At 62.4% G+C, this 16,170-nt stretch carries 11 protein-coding genes; 4 read left to right on the plus strand and 7 right to left on the minus strand.

Annotation, left to right across the window (positions count from 1 at the left end):
* Positions 1 to 3: 3 nt before the first annotated feature.
* Genes C3Y91_RS01675 through C3Y91_RS01690 form a run of 4 tightly spaced genes read left to right on the plus strand, consistent with a single transcriptional unit; the run spans position 4 to position 4,323 of the window.
* The gene (locus tag C3Y91_RS01675) at positions 4 to 345 is read left to right on the plus strand and encodes a sarcosine oxidase subunit delta (protein ID WP_018483536.1); all 342 of its coding nucleotides are present in this window, start codon (positions 4 to 6) and stop codon (positions 343 to 345) included.
* Positions 342 to 3,335, plus strand: a complete 2,994-nt coding sequence (locus tag C3Y91_RS01680) for a sarcosine oxidase subunit alpha (protein WP_168574909.1) — start codon at positions 342 to 344, stop codon at positions 3,333 to 3,335. The genes C3Y91_RS01675 and C3Y91_RS01680 overlap by 4 nt, the downstream gene beginning before the upstream one ends.
* On the plus strand, positions 3,328 to 3,876 hold the full coding sequence (soxG, locus tag C3Y91_RS01685) for a sarcosine oxidase subunit gamma family protein (protein WP_075224416.1): 549 nt from the start codon (positions 3,328 to 3,330) through the stop codon (positions 3,874 to 3,876). Before C3Y91_RS01680 ends, soxG begins: the two co-directional genes overlap by 8 nt.
* A gap of 48 nt (positions 3,877 to 3,924) precedes the next feature.
* Positions 3,925 to 4,323 carry a VOC family protein gene (locus C3Y91_RS01690; protein WP_018497543.1) on the plus strand — a complete coding sequence of 133 codons (399 nt, stop codon included), beginning with the start codon at positions 3,925 to 3,927 and terminating at the stop codon, positions 4,321 to 4,323.
* Positions 4,324 to 4,338: 15 nt separating this feature from the next.
* On the opposite strand, the gene C3Y91_RS01695 is transcribed toward C3Y91_RS01690, so the two are convergent.
* From C3Y91_RS01695 to C3Y91_RS01725, 7 genes are all read right to left on the minus strand, one after another.
* Positions 4,339 to 4,827, minus strand: a complete 489-nt coding sequence (locus C3Y91_RS01695; RefSeq protein WP_018483540.1) for a MaoC family dehydratase — start codon at positions 4,825 to 4,827, stop codon at positions 4,339 to 4,341.
* A 90-nt stretch (positions 4,828 to 4,917) separates the two neighbouring features.
* Complete coding sequence (gene glgX, locus C3Y91_RS01700; protein WP_130656238.1) at positions 4,918 to 6,897, minus strand: glycogen debranching protein GlgX; 1,980 nt, start codon at positions 6,895 to 6,897, stop codon at positions 4,918 to 4,920.
* Between the two features lie 12 nt (positions 6,898 to 6,909).
* A complete protein-coding gene (locus tag C3Y91_RS01705) occupies positions 6,910 to 8,541 on the minus strand; it encodes an alpha-D-glucose phosphate-specific phosphoglucomutase (protein ID WP_075224414.1) in 1,632 nt (543 codons plus the stop codon).
* 6 nt (positions 8,542 to 8,547) lie between these two features.
* Positions 8,548 to 9,990, minus strand: a complete 1,443-nt coding sequence (glgA, locus tag C3Y91_RS01710; protein WP_130656237.1) for a glycogen synthase GlgA — start codon at positions 9,988 to 9,990, stop codon at positions 8,548 to 8,550.
* Between the two features lie 3 nt (positions 9,991 to 9,993).
* Positions 9,994 to 11,256: a glucose-1-phosphate adenylyltransferase gene (gene glgC / locus C3Y91_RS01715; RefSeq protein WP_018497547.1), complete on the minus strand. Its 1,263-nt coding sequence runs from the start codon at positions 11,254 to 11,256 to the stop codon at positions 9,994 to 9,996.
* 19 nt (positions 11,257 to 11,275) lie between these two features.
* On the minus strand, positions 11,276 to 13,483 hold the full coding sequence (gene glgB / locus C3Y91_RS01720) for a 1,4-alpha-glucan branching protein GlgB (protein ID WP_168574910.1): 2,208 nt from the start codon (positions 13,481 to 13,483) through the stop codon (positions 11,276 to 11,278).
* A complete protein-coding gene (locus tag C3Y91_RS01725; RefSeq protein ID WP_018072789.1) occupies positions 13,480 to 15,942 on the minus strand; it encodes a glycogen/starch/alpha-glucan phosphorylase in 2,463 nt (820 codons plus the stop codon). Before C3Y91_RS01725 ends, glgB begins: the two co-directional genes overlap by 4 nt.
* Positions 15,943 to 16,170 lie beyond the last annotated feature (228 nt).

A 16,170-nucleotide genomic window follows, 5' to 3' on the forward strand; every position in this document is an offset into this window, starting at 1 on the left:
CACATGCTGCTGATCTATTGCCCCTACTGTCAGGAAGAGCGCTCCGAACTCGAATTTCGTGGCGCTGGTGACGCGCATATCGCGCGACCCACCGATATCGCCTCGATCTCGGACGAGGAATTCGAGGCCTATTTCTTTCTGCGCGACAATCCGAAGGGGCTGATCTTCGAACGCTGGCGGCATATTCACGGCTGCGGGCGCTTCTTCAACGCGGCGCGCGATACGGTGAGCGACAAGTTCATCGTGACCTACAAGGCGGGTGAGCCGAAGCCTGCGATCGGTGCGGCGGCCGAGCAGCATGGACCTGTCGAAACATATGAAGCCGTGGAAGGAGAGGCGCAATGAGCGGCGTGAACCGTATCGCCGGCAAGGGGCGTCTGACACCGGCCAAGACTGCGCGTTTCAGCTTCGACGGCAAGAGCTATACGGCGCTCGAAGGGGATACCGTCGCCTCGGCGCTGATTGCCAATGGCGTGCATCTTCTGGGACGTTCGTTCAAATATCACCGGGCCCGCGGTATTCTGTCGGCGGGGGCCGAGGAGCCGAACGCGCTGATCGACGTTTCCCGCGATACGGCGCGCAAGCAGCCGAACGTACGCGCCACCGTGCAGGAAGTCTTCGACGGCATGATCGTCAGCTCGCAGAACCGCTGGCCCTCGCTTGCCTTCGATGTCGGCGCGGTCAACAATCTGATGTCGCCGTTCTTCGCCGCCGGTTTCTACTACAAGACCTTCATGTGGCCACGCGCCGCCTGGAAACACGTCTACGAACCGCTCATCCGCCGCGCCGCCGGCCTCGGCGTTGCGCCGACGGAGGAGGATCCGGACCATTATGCCAGCCGTTATGCCCATTGCGACGTGCTGGTGGTCGGCGCCGGCGTGGCCGGGCTTTCGGCGGCGCTGGCTGCGGCCGAGACCGGTGCCCGGGTGATCCTTTGCGACGAGCAGGCGGAAGCCGGCGGGGCGTTGCGCTACGATACCGGCGTGACGATCGACGGACAGGACGGCAATAGCTGGGCGCAGACGGCCGTGGCGCGGCTGAATGCGATGGACAATGTCGAAGTGCTGGTCCGCACGACCGCCTTCGGTTACTACAACCACAATTTCGTCGGTCTTGCCGAGCGCGTCACCGATCATATCGCCAAGCCTTCCCGCGACCTACCGCGCGAGCGGCTTTGGCAGGTTCGGGCCAAGCGGGTGATCCTCGCCACCGGCGCGATCGAACGGCACATGGTATTTCCGAACAATGACCGGCCGGGCATCATGCTGGCCGCGGCCGGGCGGATGTATCTCAATCATTACGGCGTCGCCGTCGGGACCAAGGTCGGCATCTACACGGCGCATGACTCGGCCTACGAGGCGGCCTTTGATCTGAAACGATCGGGTGTTTCGATTGCCGCCATCGTCGACAGCAGGCAGGCGCCGGGAGCGGCGGTGCTGGAAGAGGCGCGTGCGCTCGGCATCGATGTTCTGGCCGGCCAATCGGTCGTCAATACGTCGGGGCGGCTGCGCATCACATCGATGACGGTGGCGCGCAACGGCGGCGGTTCGCCGCGCAAAATCGCAGTCGATGCGCTCTTGGTTTCGGCCGGCTGGACGCCGTCCGTGCATTTGTTCTCGCAGTCGCGCGGCAAAGTGGCCTTCGATGCCGAAAGCCAGCGTTTCCTCCCCGGCTCCTATGCCCAGGACTGCCTCTCGGTCGGCGCCTGCAACGGCACCGACGACCTGCAGCGGACGATCGAGGAATCGCTTGCCGCCGGCGAACTGATGGCGCAGGCCACCGGCAAAAGCAGCGGCGAGAAGATCGCAATTTCGGCCGAGCAAGCCTATGACTGGACGGGCGGCATGATCGGCGCTGCCGAAGGCGCCGGACCGAAGACCAACGCCAAGGCCTTCATCGATTTCCAGCATGATGTCTGTGCCAAGGATATCCGCCTTGCCGTGCGCGAGGGCATGCATTCGATCGAGCATATCAAGCGCTTCACGACCAACGGCATGGCCTCGGACCAGGGCAAGCTCTCCAACATGCATGGCCTGGCGATTGCCGCCGAGATGCTCGGCAAGGAAATCCCGCAGGTCGGGCTCACCACTTTCCGCGCGCCCTATACGCCGGTCACCTATGGGACACTGATCGGCCATTCGCGCGGAGAGCTGTTCGATCCGACGCGCAAGACGCCGCTGCACGGGTGGGAGGAAGCCCATGGCGCGGTCTTCGAGGATGTCGGCAACTGGAAGCGTGCCTGGTTCTATCCGCGGGCCGGCGAGACCATGCATCAGGCGGTTTCTCGCGAATGCCGGACGGCACGCGAGGCGGCCGGTATCTTCGACGCCTCGACGCTCGGCAAGATCGAGGTGGTGGGGCCGGATGCAGCGGAATTCCTCAATCTCATCTACACCAATGCCTGGGACACGCTGAAGCCCGGCAAGGCCCGCTACGGCATCATGACCCGCGAGGACGGCTTCGTTTATGACGACGGTGTTGTCGGACGCCTGGCGAACGACCGTTTCCATGTGACGACGACGACCGGCGGCGCGCCGCGCGTGCTCCATCACATGGAAGATTACCTGCAGACGGAATTCCCGCATCTGAAGGTCTGGCTGACCTCGGTGACCGAACAATGGGCTGTCATCGCCGTGCAGGGCCCGAAGGCGCGTGAGATCGTCGCGCCGCTGGTCGAAGGGCTCGATCTTTCGAACGAGGCCTTCCCGCATATGAGCGTGGCCGAGTGCACGGTCTGCGGGGTGCCGGCGCGGCTCTTCCGTGTCTCCTTCACCGGTGAAACCGGCTTCGAAATCAATGTGCCGGCCGATTACGGCCAGTCGGTGCTCGAAGCGGTCTGGGCCAATGCCGAACCGCTCGGCGCCTGCGTTTATGGCACGGAGACCATGCACGTTCTTCGCGCCGAGAAGGGTTACATCATCGTCGGGCAGGATACGGATGGGACCGTGACCCCCGATGACGCCGGACTTTCCTGGGCGGTTTCGAAGAAAAAGACGGATTTCGTCGGCATTCGCGGGTTGAAGCGGCCGGATCTCGTCAAGGACGGGCGCAAGCAGCTCGTCGGCCTCGTCACCAAGGACCCGAAGCTGGTGCTCGAAGAAGGCGCGCAGATCGTCGCGAGCCCGAACGAGCCGAAGCCGATGACCATGCTCGGCCACGTCACATCAGCCTATTGGTCGGACAATTGCGACAGGTCGATCGCCTTCGCGCTGGTCGCCGGCGGCCGGGCGCGGATGGGCGAGACACTCTATGTGCCGATGCCGGACCGGACGATCGCCGTCGAAGTGACGGATCTGGTATTCTTTGACAAGGAAGGGGGCCGCATCCATGGCTGATGTCGCAATTCGCAAACCGGCGCTTGCCGGCCGTCTCGGCGGCTCCGCAACGGTGCGGCTGACGACCGCACGCACTGCCAGCCGGGTAGCGCTGCGTGCGCCCGCAGAATCGCTCGCAGCACTTTCCGCTGCTCTCGGCGTGTCTCTGCCGGCCGCCCCGAAAACATCCGGCCGGGCTGGCGCCCGATCGGCACTCTGGCTCGGGCCGGACGAATGGCTGGTGATCGATGAGGATGGCGCCGACCTGATGGCGGCATTTTCCGGCGCCGGTGCGCTGCATTCGGCGACCGACGTGTCCCACCGCAATGTCGGGATCATCGTCTCGGGACCGGGTGCGGAGGCGACGCTTTCGGCCGGCTGCCCGCAGGATCTGTCGCTTGCTTCCTTCCCGGTCGGAGCCGCATCGCGCACGATCCTCGGCAAGGCGGAGATGGTGCTTTTCCGTACGGAAGAAGACACCTTCCGGGTCGAGTGCTGGCGGTCATTTTCGGACTACGTCTTCGGGTTGCTGAACGAGGCCGCCGAAGACGCGGGGCATTGAGCCCGGGCCAATCCCGGCTGGGTAGGCCTTCATTCAAAGGGTAGACCAATGCTGCACCATGCCTCCCTCGGCGTTTCCGATATTGAACGGTCGGCGGCATTTTACGATGCCACGCTGGCCGCGCTCGGTTATGTCAGGGTCTGGGACGACATCAGGCCGGGGCAAACAGGGCAGGCAATCGGCTACGGCCATCCCGGCGGCGGGGACAAATTGGCGATCAAGCATCGGCCGGATGGCCAGCGCCCGCCCGGTCCGGGCTTTCATCTGGCGTTTGCCGCTCCGAGCCGCCAGGCGGTCGATCGGTTTCATGCCGCGGCAATCGCGCATGGCGGCAGTGACAATGGCCGGCCCAGCCTGCGGCCTCACTACGGTGAGCACTATTATGCGGCGTTCGTCATCGATCCCGACGGACATGCTCTCGAAGCCGTGTTCAATTCGGCCGAGTAACAAAAGCAGTTTTGCTCAGACGTCCTCGGGGCGGTCCTTCGGGTCGAATTGGATGATGGTGATCCACTTTGCCGTGAGCGCCGGCTTCTTCTCGTTTTCGATCTCGATCGAGACGTCATAGGTGGTCATCAGCATGCCGGCGCCGCGGAAGCGGGCGTCGGAGAGCAGGAAGCGGCCGCGGACGCGGGCGCCGCTCTTCACCGGCGTCATGAAGCGGACGCGCTCGAAGCCGTAGTTGATGCCCATGGTCTGCTCGCGCACTTTCGGCAGGCAGTTGTAGTTCATCGTCGACAGCAGAGACAGTGTCAGGAAGCCGTGGGCGATGGTACCGCCGAAGGGGCTCTCGGCCGCTGCGCGTGCGGGATCAACGTGGATGAATTGATGGTCGTCGGTCGCCGCCGCGAAAGCGTCGATCATCGACTGGTCGACGGTGATCCAATCCGATAGGCCCGTTTCCATGCCGATCAATCCCCGCACGTCGGAGAGTGAAATTTCCGTGACCATGAATTCCTCGTGAAACAAGCCGCCGCGGCAAAGCCTTATCGTGCATTTGTGACGATTGCGACAAGGATTTGCGCAAGCGCGGGAAGGTGGTCAATTTTCTACGAAAAAGGCGATCGAGCGCGGCTCGACGGTTGCGTGGCCAGTGGTTTTCGTTGCTCCATCCGGCGTCAACTGGCGCCAAGCCGGTTCGCCCTCACACGGAAGCGTGAAAAATTGGCGGCTCTCCGACCGGTTGAAAAGCACGCCAAGCCGGGTCTGCCTGCCGCGCGCGGAGCGGTCGCCGGTCGATAGTAACATGCCGAGGGTGGACAGCGACGGCGTCTCCCATTCGGTAACGGTCATCGGCTCGCCGGAAAGCGAAATCCATTCGACATCACCATTTCCCGCCAGGAAGCCCATTTCGGAAAAGACGGTGAAGCGGCGACGCAACCCCGCAACGAAGGCGGTATGGGCGATGAGACCCTCGTCTAACGCCTTCCAGTCTAGCCAGGTGATCTCGTTGTCCTGGCAATAGGCGTTGTTGTTGCCATGCTGACTGCGGCCGCCCTCGTCGCCAGCCGTCAGCATGATGCTGCCGCGGGTGGCAAAGAGCGTTGATATCAGCGCCATCACATCGTCGCGGCGACGCTTGCGGATCGTCGGATAGACGGTTTCCCCCTCGACGCCGTTGTTCCAGGAGTGGTTCTCATTATGGCCGTCGCGATTGTGTTCGCCGTTGGCGTCGTTGTGCTTTCCGGCATAGGAGACGAGATCGATCAGCGTGAAGCCGTCATGGGCGGCAAGGAAATTGACGCTGCGCGTCTCCTTGCCGTCGTTGCGGGAGAAGATGTCGGAGGAGCCGGCGAGTGCGGTTGCCAGCGCGCCGGTCTTCCAATCGTCGCCGCGCCAGTAGCAGCGCAGATCGTCGCGAACCCGGTCGTTCCATTCAAGGAAGGGCGGCGGGAAATTGCCGAGCTGGTAACCGCCCGGGCCGATATCCCAGGGCTCGGCGATCATGATGCGGTCGGCAAGCACATCGTCGGCCAGGATCGCGGCCAGTGTTCCCCCGTCGCGCTCGAAGCCTGTCGCGGTGCGGCCGAGCACCGGGGCGAGATCAAAACGAAAACCGTCGACGCCGGCATTGAGCACGAAATGGCGCAGGCTGTCGATGACGAGGCGGCGGACCTCAGGATGATCGCAGGCGAGCGTATTGCCGGTGCCGGTGTCGTTGACGAGTTCGCCCGGCCAATTCTGGGCGTGGCGATAATAATGCAGGTTGTCGAGGCCGCGCAGCGACAGCGTCGCGCCGTATCGGTCGCTCTCGCCGGTATGGTTGAAGACGAGGTCGAGGATGACGGCGATACCTTCGGCATGGAGGGTCGCGACTGTCTCGCGCAACTCCGTCATGCCGCCGGGAACGAGCCGCGGATCGAGCGCCATGAAGGCGACGGGATTGTAGCCCCAGCCGTTGGTGAGGCCGAGCGGCGGCAGGTGGCGTTCGTCGATCCAGGCAGTGATCGGCATCAGTTCGACGGCATCGACACCGATCCGCTTCAGGTGCGCGACGACGGAGGGATGGGCAAGCGCTGCGACCGTGCCGCGCTCTGCCTGCGGTACGTCGGGATGGAGAATGGTGAAGGGCCGTACCGCCACCTCATAGATAAAGCCACCCGGTTTGAAGAGCGGCTTGCTGATCGCGGCTGGGGTATCGGTGGTGACAATCGCCTTCGGCATCAGATCCTGGCTGTCCTCGCCATAGACGCCAAGGCGGGGATCGTAGCGGAACGGCCTGTCGATCTCCTTGGCGTAGGGATCGATCAGCAGTTTGGAGGGATCGTACCAGAGGCCGTTATCAGGCGCGTAGATACCATCGGCGCGATAGCCGTAGCGCGCGCCCTCCTTCAGTCCGTCGACAAAGAGACGATGAATGTAGTTGCTGTCGCGCGCCATCGGCAGGCGCGCGAATTCCCTGTTGCCGTCATCCTCGAAGAGGCAGAGTTCGATCTGTGCGGCATGATGCGACCACACGGCAAATTCGACGCCGGTCTCGAAGACGATCGCGCCGGCTTGCGCCGAACTGCTTCCCCGCATGTTTCCCCCGGATCAGGTGATCACGGTTGGCGCATCGCGTCCCGTGCGTTCCCGAATGCTGGCAATGCTTTCGGCGGCCGCGATCAAATCGGCGAGCGCTTCCTGCGTTTCGATGTTGTGGCGAGTCGAATCCGGCTCGTAACGCTCGATATAGACACGCAAGGTTGCGCCAGACGTGCCGGTGCCGGACAGACGGAAGACGACGCGGGAGCCGCCCTCGAAGAGCACGCGGATACCTTGATGTTCGCTCACCGATTTGTCGATCGGATCGTGATAGGCGAAGTCGTCGGCCTTCTCGACCTTCAGGCTGCCGAAGCTCTTGCCGGGCAGGGTGGACAGTTGGCTGCGAAGATTGTCCACCAGGCCGTTCGCCGCATCGGTGTCGAGGCCTTCGTAATCATGGCGCGAATAATAGTTGCGGCCGTAAGTCTGCCAGTGCTGGGTGACGATATCGGCGACGCTCTCGCCGCGCACGGCAAGAATATTCAGCCATAGCAGCACGGCCCAGAGGCCATCCTTTTCGCGGACGTGATTGGAACCTGTGCCGGAGCTTTCCTCGCCGCAGATCGTCGCCATGCCGGCGTCGAGCAGGTTGCCGAAGAACTTCCAGCCGGTCGGCGTTTCATACATGCCGATGCCACGCTTTTCGGCGACGCGGTCGGCCGCACCCGATGTCGGCATCGAGCGGGCGATGCCGGCGAGGCCGCCGGAATAGCCGGGGGCGAGATTGGCGTTGGCGGCAAGGATCGCCAGGCTATCGGAAGGTGTGACGAAGATGCCCCGGCCGATGATCAGGTTGCGGTCGCCGTCGCCGTCGGAGGCGGCGCCGAAATCGGGCGCGTCATCGCCCATCATCTCATCGAAGAGTTCCTTGCAGTGAACCGGGTTCGGGTCCGGATGATGGCCGCCGAAATCTGGCAGCGGCATGAAGTTGCGCACCGAGCCCGAGGGAGCGCCAAGACGATTTTCGAAGATTTCCTTGGCATAGGGGCCGGTGACGGCGCTCATCCCATCGAAGGCAATGCGGAAGCCGAGGCTGATCAGGTTGCGGATGGCGCCGAAATCGAACAGTTCTTCCATCAGCGCGGCATAGTCCTCGACCGGGTCGATGACCGAGAGGATCGTGCCGCCGGGAAGCTCGTCTTTGCCGATGCGGTCGAGATTGACGTCGGCGAAATCGGCGATCTTGTAGCTGTCGATCGTCTTGGAGCGCGCATAGATCGCGTCGGTGATCTTTTCCGGCGCCGGGCCGCCATTGTTGATGTTGTACTTGATGCCGAAGTCTTCGGTCGGGCCGCCGGGATTGTGGCTGGCGGAGAGGATGATGCCGCCGAAAGCCTTGTACTTGCGGATGATGTGGGAGGCGGCCGGCGTCGAGAGGATGCCGCCCTTGCCGACCATGACCTTGCCGAAGCCATTGGCCGCGGCCATCTTGACTGCCTTCTGGATGACCTCGCGATTGTAGTAGCGTCCGTCGCCGCCGATGACCAGGCACTTACCCTGATAGCCTTCCAGCGAATCGAAGATCGACTGGATGAAGTTCTCCGCATAGTTCGGCTGCTGGAAGACCGGAACCTTCTTGCGCAGGCCCGACGTGCCGGGTTTCTGGTCCAGATAGGGCGTGGTGGGGACGGACTTGATCATTTTAGGTCACATGCCTTTCGAGACGAGGCTTGAATAGAGGGCAGCGTAGCGTTCGGCGCTCTTCTCCCAGGAGACATCCGATTTCATGCCCTGCTTTTGCAATTGGGTCCAGAGTTTTCGGTCCTGGTAAAAATGCATCGCACGGCGGATTGCCTGTAGCATGCCTGTTTCTGTCACGGGGGCAAATTGTATGCCGGTTGCCACTTTCGCCGCAAGTGCGGCATGATTGGCGTCGATCACCGTGTCATTGAGCCCGCCGGTGCGGGCAACGATCGGAACGCAGCCGTAACGCAGGCCGTAAAGTTGGGTCAGGCCGCAAGGTTCGAAGCGCGAGGGGATGATGATCGCGTCGCAGCCGGCCTGCATCAGGTGCGACATCGGCTCGTTATAGCCGATCGAGACGCCTATGCGGCCGGGATGGCGGCTGGCGGAGGCGAGCAGCGCGCCTTCCAGTGCGGCTTCGCCGGAGCCGAGCACGACGAGCTTGCCGCCGATGGCGACGATCTCGTCGGCGATGTTGGCGACGACATCCATGCCCTTCTGCCAGGTGAGACGGCTGATGACGCAGAAGATCGGGGCGTCGTCGTTGTCGAGACGGAAGAATTCGGCGATCGAGCGACGGTTCTCCTCGCGGTTCTTCAGCGTCGTCGGGCCGTAATGGGTGTGGACGACAGGATCGGTCGCCGGGTTCCAGATATCGGTGTCGATGCCGTTGACGATGCCGTGCAGATCGTCGATGCGGCTGGCGATGACGCCCTCGAGCCCCATGCCGAATTCCGACGTCAGAATCTCATCGGCATAGGTCGGGCTGACTGTCGTGATTGCATGCGCGGTCTTAAGGCCGCCCTTGAGGAAGCCGATGGTGCCGTAATATTCGATGCTTTCGGTGGCGAAGGCATGGGCAGGCAGGCGCAGGCCGGGAAAGATCTCTGAACCGAACTGGCCCTGGAAGGCGATGTTGTGAATGGTCAGCACGCTCGGCAGTTCCGGCGTCGGATAATAACGCATATAGACCGACGTCAGCGCCGCCTGCCAGTCGTGGGTGTGGACGAGATCGGGCCGCCAGCCGGGCAGCAGGCCGGCGGCGATCTCTGAGGCGGCGAGCGACAGGGCGGCGAACCGACGCCAGTTGTCGGGATAGTCCTTGCCGAGCGGATCGAGATAGGGGCCGCCCGGCCTGTCGTAGTAGGCCGGCGCATCGAGGATGAGCAGATCGAGGCCCTCGTGCTGGACCTCGAGCACGGTCGCCCGCTCACCGAGCAGGTCGGGGAATTCGAGCCTGACGACCGGGTCGCGAATGACCTTCATGACGGCGGGATAGCCGGGGAGAAGGGTCTTGGTCTCGACCCCGAAGGCTTTCAGAGCAATCGGCAGGGCGCCGGACACATCGGCCAGACCCCCTGTCTTGATCAAAGGGAAGACTTCGGACGAAACCGAAAGAACTTTCATAAGTCAGATATCCAGCTTGTCGATCATCGGTTGCGTGATCAGGCAGATGCCGCTTTCCGTCCGCCGGAAGCGCTTGGCATCGAGCTCGGGATCTTCGCCGACAACCAGGCCTTCCGGAATGACGACACCATGGTCGATCACCACATTCTTGAGCTGCGCGCGCCGTCCGATCTTCACGTTTGGCAGAATGACCGCTCCTTCCATCTTGGAGAAGGAGTTCGCCCTGACACCGGTGAAGAGCAGGCTGTTATTGAGCATGGCGCCCGAGATGATGCAGTCGCCTGACACAACGGAGGAGGTGGCCGAGCCGCGGCGATCCTCGTCGTCATGGACGAATTTCGCCGGCGGGGTGATCTCGGCATAGGTCCAGATCGGCCAGGACTTGTCGTAGATATCGAGCTCCGGAACGATCGCCGTCAGGTCGATATTGGCCTGCCAATAGGCGTCGATCGTGCCAACGTCGCGCCAGTAGGGTTCGTGCTCGAAATCGGAACGGACGCAGGACTTGGCGAAGCGGTGGGCGACCGCCTTACCGTTCTTGACGATATAGGGGATGATGTCCTTGCCGAAGTCGCGGCTCGAGGTCGGGTCGGCGGCGTCGCGGCGCAGCGCATCGAGCAGGAACTTGGTGTGGAAGACGTAGATGCCCATCGAGGCGAGGGCGAAATCCGGCTTGTCGGGAATGGGCGGCGGATCGGCCGGTTTCTCGACGAAGGCGATGATCTCGTCCTTGTCGTTGACATGCATGACGCCGAAGCCGACCGCTTCCATGCGCGGCACTTCCAGGCAGCCGATGGTGACGTCAGCGCCGGAATCGACGTGTTGCTGCAGCATCCATTCATAGTCCATCTTGTAGACGTGGTCGCCGGCAAGAATGACCATGTATTCGACGCCGTAATCCTGGATGATGTCGATGTTCTGATAGACGGCGTCGGCCGTGCCTTCATACCATTGCGTCTCGGAGACGCGCTGGCTGGCGGGCAGAATATCGAAGCTCTCGTTGCGCTCAGGGCGGAAGAAGTTCCAGCCGCGCTGCATGTGGCGGATCAGCGAATGCGCCTTGTATTGCGTGGCGACGCCGATGCGGCGGATGCCGGAATTCAGGGCGTTCGACAGGGCGAAATCGATGATCCGGGCCTTGCCGCCGAAATAAACGGCCGGCTTGGCACGCCGGTCGGTGAGTTCCTTGAGACGGCTTCCCCTGCCGCCCGCCAGAACATAAGCCATTGCATCGCGGGCAAGTGGCTGAACGCGCTTTTCTACCATTTTCTCCTCCCACCAGTCACTAATTTTCAGGTTCAAGCATGATTGTCGCCAATGGCGGCAAGGTAATCGAGCAGGTGATGTTGCCGCCGGCATCGACGGCCTGCACGCGCCCGCCATTGCCCTTGCCGCTGCCGCCGTAGATGTCGGCATCGGTGTTCAGGATTTCCCGCCAGCGCCCTGCGGACGGCAGGCGGATCGAGTAGTTCTCGCGGTAGACAGGGGTGAAATTGGTGATGACGGCGACCGGCTTCTGGCCCGGCGCCTTGCGCAGCCAGGCAAAGACGGAATTCTGGTGGTCGTCGGCGACCAGCCATTCGAACCCTTCGCCCTCGCAGTCACGCGCATGCAGCGCCGGCTTGCTGCGATAGGTGAAATTGAGATCGCGGACCAGGCGCCGCATGCCCTCGTGCATGCGATACTGAAGCAGGTTCCAGTCGAGGGCCTTCTCCTCGCTCCACTCGCTCCATTGGGCGAATTCCTGGCCCATGAACAGCAGCTTCTTGCCCGGATAGCCCCACATATAAGCGTAGTAGGCGCGCAGATTGGCGAACTTCTGCCAGTCGTCGCCCGGCATCTTGGCGATCAGCGAGCCTTTTCCGTGGACAACCTCGTCATGCGAGAGCGGCAGGACGAAATTTTCCGAATAGGCGTAGAGCAGGCCGAAGGTGAGCTCGTTATGATGGTGCCCGCGGTATATGGGATCGCGGCTCATGTAGCTCAGCGTGTCGTGCATGAAGCCCATGTTCCACTTGAAGCCAAAGCCGAGGCCGCCTTCATGGACGGGCTGCGAGACTTTCGGCCATGAGGTCGATTCCTCGGCGATGGTCATGACGTTGGAATTTTTGCCATAGATGCGGATGTTGAGATCCTGCAGAAAACGGACCGCTTCGAGGTTCTCGTTGCCGCCATATTCGTTCGGGATCCACTCGCCGTGTTTGCGCGAATAATCGAGGTAGAGCATCGAAGCGACGGCATCGACACGCAGACCGTCGAGGTGGAATTTTTCGGCCCAGTAGAGCGCGTTGTTGACGAGATAGGAAACGACCTCGGTGCGGCCGAAATTGTAGATCGCCGTGCTCCAGTCCGGGTGGAAGCCCTTGCGCGGATCTTCGTGCTCGTAGAGTGCCGTGCCGTCGAACCAGCCGAGACCGTGTTCGTCGGTCGGAAAATGCGCCGGCACCCAGTCGAGGATGACGCCGATGCCGACCTTGTGGCAGCCGTTGACGAAACGGGCAAAACCCTCCGGCTCGCCGAAACGAGCGGTCGGCGCATAGAGGCCGGTCGTCTGGTAACCCCAGGAGGGGTCGTAGGGGTACTCGGTGATCGGCAGGAATTCGATATGGGTGAAGCCCATGTCGGCGCAATAGGGGATGAGGCTGGAGGCGAGCTCGTCCCAGGACAGCATCGTGCCGTCCTGCCGGCGTTGCCAGGAGGCGGCATGCACCTCGTAGATCGAGATCGGCTGGCGGCGCTTGTCGGTCTCGCGCCAGTGCTTCAGATGGGCCTCGTCTTCCCACTCCTGCTCCAGTTCGGCGGCGGTCACAGAGGCGGTCTTCGGTCGGAGCTCACTGCGGCGGGCGAAGGGGTCGGCCTTCAGTGGCAGCAATACGCCATCCTTGCCGCGGATCTCGAACTTGTAGGCGACGCCGACCGGCACGTCAGGGGCAAAGATTTCCCAGATGCCGCTATCAGCGCGGAAGCGCATGACGTGGCGGCGGCCGTCCCAATTGTTGAAATCACCGACGACGGAGACGCGCTGTGCGTTCGGCGCCCAGACGGCGAAATGGATGCCCTGGGCGCCGTCATGCTTGATGAGGTGGGCGCCCATCTTGTCGAACAGGCGCAGGTGCGAGCCCTGGCGGGCGAAATAATCGTCCATCGGTCCGAGCACCGGACCGAAGCTGTAGGGATCGGTGACGGCCCATTCGGCATCGCCGCGCCGGGCGCGGTAACGCACCGGCTGGAGCTTGGTGAGGGAAACCGGGCCGGCGAAGACGCCGTCTGCATGGAGCTGTTTCAGTTCGCCAGTGACGCCGCCGTCGAGCGTCATGGCGGTCACCTCCTCCGCGCCCGGGATGAAGCACCGGGCGACGAAAGCGTCGCCGGCCTGGTGCACACCTAGGACGGCAAAGGGATTGGAATGCGAGCCGGCAAGGATTGCCGTGATTTCATCTGCCGAAATTTCCCAGGAAAGCTTTACTTCAGGGACCGTTTTCGGCGTTTTCATCCGGCTCTCCAGATTTCGTCTGCATATTGCCTGATCGTACGGTCGGAAGAGAACCAGCCCATCCGCGCCGTATTGTTGATCGTCTTGGTGTACCAGGCGGACTGGTTGGTCCAGATCTGGTCGACCTCGCGCTGGGCTTGGGCATAGGCGTCGAAATCGGCGGCGACCATGAACCAGTCGTGCGAATAGATGCCGTCGATCAGCGCCGTGTAACGGTTGCGGTCATCGGGCGAGAAGACGCCGGAACCGATGGCGGCGAGCGCTTGGGCGAGTTCGCGCGATCCCTCGATGATGGCGCGGGGATTGTGGCCATCACTGCGGACCTTCGACACTTCGTCGGCCTTGAGGCCGAAGATGACGATGTTGTCCTCGCCGACATTGTCGCGCATCTCGACATTGGCGCCATCGAGCGTGCCGATTGTCAGCGCGCCGTTCAGGCCGAACTTCATGTTGCCGGTGCCGGATGCTTCCATGCCGGCGGTCGAGATCTGCTCGGAAAGGTCGGCGGCCGGAACCATGACTTCGGCGAGCGAGACATTGTAGTTCGGGACGAAGACGATCTTCAGCAGGCCGCGCACCGACGGGTCGTTGTTGATTGTGCGGGAGACGTCGTTGATAAGCTTGATGATGAGCTTGGCGTTGTAGTAACTCGGCGCCGCCTTGCCGGCGAAGAGTTTCACGCGCGGCACCCAGTCGAGCTCGGGATGCGAGCGAATCTGATCGTAGAGCGCGACGGCCTCGATGATGTTCAGCAGCTGGCGCTTGTATTCGTGGATGCGCTTGATCTGGATGTCGAACATTGCCGACGGATCGAGTTTCACGCCCATGCGGCTGGCGACGAGGTTGGAGAGTGCCACCTTGTTGGCGCGCTTTATCGCTGCGAATTTCTGCTGGAAAGCCGGATCGGAGGAATGCACGTCGAGCGCACGCAGCTTCTCGGCATCATCGAGGAATTCGTCGCCGATCGCTTCGCGGATCAGGCCGGTGAGACCGGGATTGCACTGCTGCAGCCAGCGGCGCGGCGTGATGCCGTTGGTCTTGTTGTTGATGCGGTTGGGATAGAGCTTGTGCAGGTCGGCGAAGACCGTGACCTTCATCAGGTCGGTGTGCAGGGCCGAGACGCCGTTGATCGAATGCGAGCCGACAAAAGCGAGGTTGCCCATGCGCACGCGGCGATCGCCACTTTCATCGATCAGCGAGATCGAGCGGATTTCCGCATCGGAGAAGTTCTTGCCCTTGCGGGCGTCGATCAGGATCTTGGCATTGATCGCATAGATGATCTGCATGTGACGCGGCAGCAGACGCTCGAACAGCGGCACCGCCCAGCTTTCCAGCGCCTCGGGCAGAAGCGTGTGGTTGGTGTAGGAGAAGGTATGGCGGGTGATTTCCCAGGCCTGGTCGAAATCCATCCCGTGTACGTCACAGAGCAGGCGCACGAGTTCGGCGACCGAGACGGCGGGGTGAGTGTCGTTCAGCTGGATCGCCACCTTGTCCGGCAGCGAGGTGAAGTCGTCATATTGCTGCAGATGGCGGCGCAGAATGTCCTGCAGCGAGGCCGATGAGAAGAAGAATTCCTGGCGCAGGCGCAGTTCCTGGCCGGCCGGGGTGGCGTCGGCAGGATAGAGAACCCGGGTCAGGCTTTCGGCCTTGTTGCTTTCGCGGAGCGCGCCGATGTGGTCGCCGGCGTTGAAGGCATCGAGCAGGATCGGATCGATCGGTTGCGCCGACCAGAGGCGCAGCGTGTTGACGCGCTTGCCGCGCCAGCCGACGGCCGGCGTGTCGAAGGCGGCGGCAATGACGCGCTCGGCCGGTTTCCAGACGTAGCGCGGCTGGTCGTCATGGGTGGTGATGAATTCGACGGCGCCGCCGAAGCCGATTTCATAGGCGCTTTCGCGGCGCTCGAATTCCCAGGGATTGCCATGGGCGAGCCAGTTTTCCGGCAGTTCCACCTGCCAGCCGTCGGCCAGCTGCTGGCGGAAGAGGCCGTGGACATAGCGGATGCCGTAGCCATAAGCGGGCACGTCGACCGTCGCCATGCTCTCCATGAAACAGGCAGCCAGACGGCCGAGGCCGCCGTTGCCGAGCGCGGCATCCGGCTCCAGGCCGGCGATGACGTTGACATCGACGCCGAGCGAGGCGAGTGCATCGCGCACCTCCTCCATCAGGCCGAGGTTGGAGACGGCGTCGCGCATCAGGCGGCCGATCAGGAATTCAAGAGAAAGATAATAGACGCGCTTGGCGCCGGTCGCATAAACCTCGCGGGTGGACGCCATCCACCTGTCGATGATGCGGTCGCGCACCACCAGGATCGTCGCCGTCAGCCAGTCATGCGGCTTTGCCACCTTGGCATCCTTGCCGATGCGGTAGGTCAGACGTTCGATGATTTCTTCAGCGAGAATTTCCGGCCTTGAACTGCGAGGGGCGGGGGAGGGGATGATCGGCTTGGAAACAGTGTTCATCGTCAGGTCTCGCCAATTTTAATTTGGTTTCAGGATGTTATGCCTGATTTAATCAATTCGTCGCTTGCGCCGGCGACAGTTTATGCATCGTTACTAAGCACTTGCAACAAGGGATTTGGACAAACGAAAAATTTGCGAAACCTTCATAATCAGGTGGGCCGAGGGGGTTGATTTCAATCGCTTTTCCCGATCAGATGGGTGGGATAGCGATAACGAAAAGCCGCTCCC

Source organism: Rhizobium ruizarguesonis (genome assembly GCF_012349115.1).
Lineage (GTDB): Bacteria > Pseudomonadota > Alphaproteobacteria > Rhizobiales > Rhizobiaceae > Rhizobium > Rhizobium ruizarguesonis.

Coding starts and splice junctions, on each gene's coding strand:
- C3Y91_RS01675 (WP_018483536.1), top strand. CDS start 4: ATGCTGCTGATCTATTGCCCCTACTGTCAGGAAGAGCGCTCCGAACTC.
- C3Y91_RS01680 (WP_168574909.1), top strand. CDS start 342: ATGAGCGGCGTGAACCGTATCGCCGGCAAGGGGCGTCTGACACCGGCC.
- soxG (WP_075224416.1), top strand. CDS start 3,328: ATGGCTGATGTCGCAATTCGCAAACCGGCGCTTGCCGGCCGTCTCGGC.
- C3Y91_RS01690 (WP_018497543.1), top strand. CDS start 3,925: ATGCTGCACCATGCCTCCCTCGGCGTTTCCGATATTGAACGGTCGGCG.
- C3Y91_RS01695 (WP_018483540.1), bottom strand. CDS start 4,827: ATGGTCACGGAAATTTCACTCTCCGACGTGCGGGGATTGATCGGCATG.
- glgX (WP_130656238.1), bottom strand. CDS start 6,897: ATGCGGGGAAGCAGTTCGGCGCAAGCCGGCGCGATCGTCTTCGAGACC.
- C3Y91_RS01705 (WP_075224414.1), bottom strand. CDS start 8,541: ATGATCAAGTCCGTCCCCACCACGCCCTATCTGGACCAGAAACCCGGC.
- glgA (WP_130656237.1), bottom strand. CDS start 9,990: ATGAAAGTTCTTTCGGTTTCGTCCGAAGTCTTCCCTTTGATCAAGACA.
- glgC (WP_018497547.1), bottom strand. CDS start 11,256: ATGGTAGAAAAGCGCGTTCAGCCACTTGCCCGCGATGCAATGGCTTAT.
- glgB (WP_168574910.1), bottom strand. CDS start 13,483: ATGAAAACGCCGAAAACGGTCCCTGAAGTAAAGCTTTCCTGGGAAATT.
- C3Y91_RS01725 (WP_018072789.1), bottom strand. CDS start 15,942: ATGAACACTGTTTCCAAGCCGATCATCCCCTCCCCCGCCCCTCGCAGT.